This window comes from Burkholderia sp. E168m23, assembly GCF_016586125.1.
GTDB lineage: Bacteria > Pseudomonadota > Gammaproteobacteria > Burkholderiales > Burkholderiaceae > Burkholderia > Burkholderia orbicola.
Window position 1 is genome coordinate 1 of the sequence record NZ_BCPP01000725.1, and the last position, 3,723, is coordinate 3,723.

Sequence of the window (3,723 nt, forward strand, 5' to 3'; positions counted from 1 at the left end):
GCGAGCCGGNGGCGAGCACCAGCTTGTCGTACGCGAGCGTTTCGCCCGATGCGAGCGTGACCGTATGCGCGGCGCGGTCGATCGATGCGACCTGCGCGTTCAGGCGCAGGTCGAACTGCGGATGACGCTCGAAGAAGCCCGGTTCGACGAGCGACAGGTCGTCCGCCGACTTGCCCGCGAAGAATTCCGACAGGTGCACGCGATCGTAGGCGGGGCGCGGTTCCTCGCCGAGCACGGTGACCTGCAGCGCGCCTGCCTCGCCGGCTTGCGTCGCGACGCATTCGAGGAGCTTGTGGCCGACCATGCCGTGGCCGATGACGATGAGTTTCATGATGACGGTTCCTTCGGTCGATCAGTTCGCGGCGCCGGCGGCGGCCAGCGCGCGATCGCGCAGCTCGGCTTCGCGCGCCTTGTGTTCTTCGCTGAAGCGCACGGCCATCGCGCACAACGCGGTCGCGGTCACCGCGAGGCCGAGCAGGCTCAGCGTCTGCTGCACGTCGCCGACACCCTTCAGCAGGAAAGCCGCGGCCACCGCGCCGACGTTGCCGCCCGCGCCGACGATCCCCGCGACGCCGCCGAGCGCCTTGCGGTCGATGAACGGCACGAGCGCGTAGGTCGCGCCGCACGCCATGTGCGTGAACAGGCCGAAGGTCAGCATCGCGACGAGGGCCATGCCGATGCCTTGCGCGTGCGAGAACCAGATCAGCCCGAGCCCTTCGCCGATGATCAGCGCGCACAGCAGCGTCGCGCGCACGTCGAGGCTGCGGCGGGCAGCGATCTTGTCGGACAGCCAGCCGCCGAGCGCGCGCGCGAACAGGGCGAGCAGCCCGAACATCCCGACCGCGAAACCGGCGTCCTTCAGCGACAGCTTGAAGTGATCGACGTAGTACAGCGCGGCGATGTTGTGGATGAACACCTCGACGCCGAAGCACGCGCCGTACGTGACGAACAGCATCCATACGCGGTAGTTGCCGCAGGCCCTGAAGAAGCTCGCCCAGCCGCCCTTCTTGCCGCTGTCGACCGTCACGCCCTGCTTGCGCAACGCGACGAAATCGCCTTGCGGGCAGTCCTGCGTGAAGCGCCAGTACGCCCATGCCATCGCGAGCATCGCCACGCCCGGCACGACCAGCGCGATGCGCCACGACGAATCCTCGCCGAAGCCGAGCATCAGCCCGGCGGCGACGAGCAACGGCATCAGCGCCTGCGTCGCGCCCGCGCCGGCATTGCCCCAGCCGGCCGTCGTCGCGTTCGCGGTGCCGACCACATTCGGCGCGAACATCACCGACGTGTGGTATTGCGTGATCACGAAGCCCGCACCGATCGCGCCGATGCCGAGCCGGCAGATCAGGAACCACAGGTAGTCGTGCGTGAACGACACGGCGAACACGGGGATCGCGCCGAGCAGCAGCAGGCCCGCGTACACGCGGCGCGGGCCGAAGCGGTCGCACAGCGGGCCGACCAGCAGCCGCACGGCGATCGTCGCGGCCACCGCGGCGATGTTGATGTTGGCGACTTGCGCCGCCGTGAGATGGAATTCGCGCGCGATCAGCGGCATCAGCGGCGCGCACGCGAACCACGCGAAGAAGCAAACGAAGAACGCCATCCACGTCAGATGGAACGCGCGCATCGGCGCGGTGCGGAGGCTGAAGAGATCGATACGGGTAGCTTTGTCGGTCATGTCATCCGCCAAACGAAAAACGGCGTCCTGCGCACCCGGTCTCGTCGAGACCTGATACGTAGGACGCCGTTGCCCATGAAGCCCGTTGCCGGGCGCGTCGGTATTCGGTACTGCGGACGGATCGCCATTGACCCGTCCGAACGAGCTAACGCAAGCGACGTGCCATGTCCGCGTCGATCACGCCGCGCGCCCCACCGCACAAGGCGCAGCGGGCATCGGGCACGTCACCGCGGCGCGCGGTGCGCTCTCCGTCGCGATGCACCGGGGCACAGATGTGGTGCGCTGCAGCACTGTCGTCGTGCGGCATCGCGGTGCGCGCGGACGGGGCACGATGCACACCGATGCGGCATGGCGACCGCGCGCGCGTGGCGAGCACATGCGCGCTCGCGGCCATCGCACGGTGCGCGGCGCCGCGCCCAGGCCGCGTCGTCGCGCCGGTTGGCCCGGATATTGCTGAACCTTCGTCACACCGGCAACGGCGCCGGTGGGCAGTCCCCGCAAACCCTGCTCGCCCGTCACCGCGAGCCCTTCAGGACAACGGCGTCCCTCCGTGCACGGCACGGCCGGATGCCGGTGCGTTTCGACCGCCCGCCGCCGCCGAGCAACAACGCGACATCAGACCGCCGCAGCGATGCGATGCGGCACAGGAACACGACATGACGACAGGCAAAGTCACGCTGCTGGGCGCCGGCCCCGGCGATCCCGATCTCCTTACGCTGAAGGCGGTGAAGGCACTGGCCGCCGCCGACGTGCTGCTGCTCGACGATCTCGTCGCGCCCGGCATCGTCGAACTCGCGCCGCGGGCGCGCGTGATCCGCGTCGGCAAGCGCGGCGGCTGCCGCTCCACGCCGCAGGCGTTCATCGAGAAACTGATGCGCCGCTACGCGCTGCGCGGCGCGCACGTGGTGCGCGTGAAAGGCGGCGACGCGCTGCTGTTCGGGCGCGCCGGCGAGGAACTCGCGACGCTGCGCGCGGCCGCGATTCCGGTCGAGATCGTCAACGGCATCTCGTCGGGATTCGCCGCCGCCGCGAGCCTCGGCATCTCGCTCACGCACCGCGAGCACTGCCAGGGCGTCACGTTCGTCACCGCGCACCGCCAGGATCATGGCGAACCCGACTGGGCACGGCTCGCGGCGACCGGCACGACGCTCGCGATCTACATGGGGATGAGCCGCGTCGACAGCATCGCGGCGGGCCTGCTCGCCGCGCTGCCCGCGTCGACGCCGGCGGCGGCCGTGCAATGGGCCGGCACGCCCGACGAACGTCGCTGGACCGGCACGCTGGGCACGCTCGCGTGCGGCATCGAAGCCGAGCGGCTGGGCAGCCCGGCCGTGATCCTCGTCGGCGGCGCGATCGGCGCAGCAGCCGCGCAAGGCGCGAGCACGGCAACCGGCGCGGCGCTTGCGCGGGCCGCCTGACATGCGCGGTATCGCACGGCTTCGGCCGCTTCCCGGTTCCTGCCCCTCCGGCCGCGCATGCGGCCTGCGTGCATCGTCCGCCCCCTGCATCGACGCGTCCCTGCCCCTGTTGCCCGCCTCATGAGTTCGTCCGCCCTGCCCACCCGCCTGCGCGTGCTGCTCGTCACCGACACCGACAAGCCGATCGGCGAACTCGGCGACGCGCTCGCGCGCCTCGGCTACGAGATGCTGAACGACGTCGCGACGCCCGCGCGCCTGCCGGCGGCCGTCGAGGAGCAACGCCCCGACGTCGTGATCATCGATACCGATTCGCCGTCGCGCGACACGCTCGAACAGCTCGCCGTCATGCATGCGACCGCCCCGCGCCCCGTGCTGATGTTCAGCCACGACGCCGACCAGGAACTGATCCGAGCGGCGGTCGGCGCGGGTGTCAGTGCGTATCTCGTCGAAGGGTTGTCGGCCGAGCGTCTCGCGCCGATTCTCGAAGTCGCGCTCGCGCGCTTCTCGCACGACGATGCGCTGCGCCGCCGGCTGGCCGACGTCGAGCGCGAACTCGCGGAACGCAAGCTGATCGACCGTGCGAAACGCGTGCTGATGGACCAGCGCAAGCTCTCCGAACACGATGCG

Annotated in this window: 4 protein-coding genes; 2 read left to right on the top strand and 2 right to left on the bottom strand. The window is 70.3% G+C overall.

Going from position 1 to position 3,723, the window contains the following annotated elements; all coding sequences use genetic code 11:
- Both JMF90_RS28290 and JMF90_RS28295 read right to left on the bottom strand, forming a co-directional pair.
- On the bottom strand, positions 1-331 hold a 331-nt coding region (locus tag JMF90_RS28290; RefSeq protein WP_201325716.1), incomplete at its 3' end, for an FAD-dependent oxidoreductase.
- A gap of 21 nt (positions 332-352) precedes the next feature.
- The gene (locus JMF90_RS28295; RefSeq protein WP_011547604.1) at positions 353-1,678 is read right to left on the bottom strand and encodes an MFS transporter; all 1,326 of its coding nucleotides are present in this window, start codon (positions 1,676-1,678) and stop codon (positions 353-355) included.
- Positions 1,679-2,334: 656 nt separating this feature from the next.
- On the opposite strand from JMF90_RS28295, the gene cobA reads away from it, so the two are divergent.
- Positions 2,335-3,096, top strand: coding sequence for a uroporphyrinogen-III C-methyltransferase (gene cobA / locus JMF90_RS28300; RefSeq protein WP_011547602.1), 762 nt, complete (start codon positions 2,335-2,337; stop codon positions 3,094-3,096).
- A 120-nt stretch (positions 3,097-3,216) separates the two neighbouring features.
- A partial coding sequence (locus JMF90_RS28305) for an ANTAR domain-containing response regulator (RefSeq protein ID WP_201325717.1) occupies positions 3,217-3,723 on the top strand: 507 nt, incomplete at its 3' end.

Excerpts from the sequence above, each read along its gene's own strand:
- JMF90_RS28295 (WP_011547604.1), bottom strand. The coding sequence starts at position 1,678 with ATGACCGACAAAGCTACCCGTATCGATCTCTTCAGCCTCCGCACCGCG.
- cobA (WP_011547602.1), top strand. The coding sequence starts at position 2,335 with ATGACGACAGGCAAAGTCACGCTGCTGGGCGCCGGCCCCGGCGATCCC.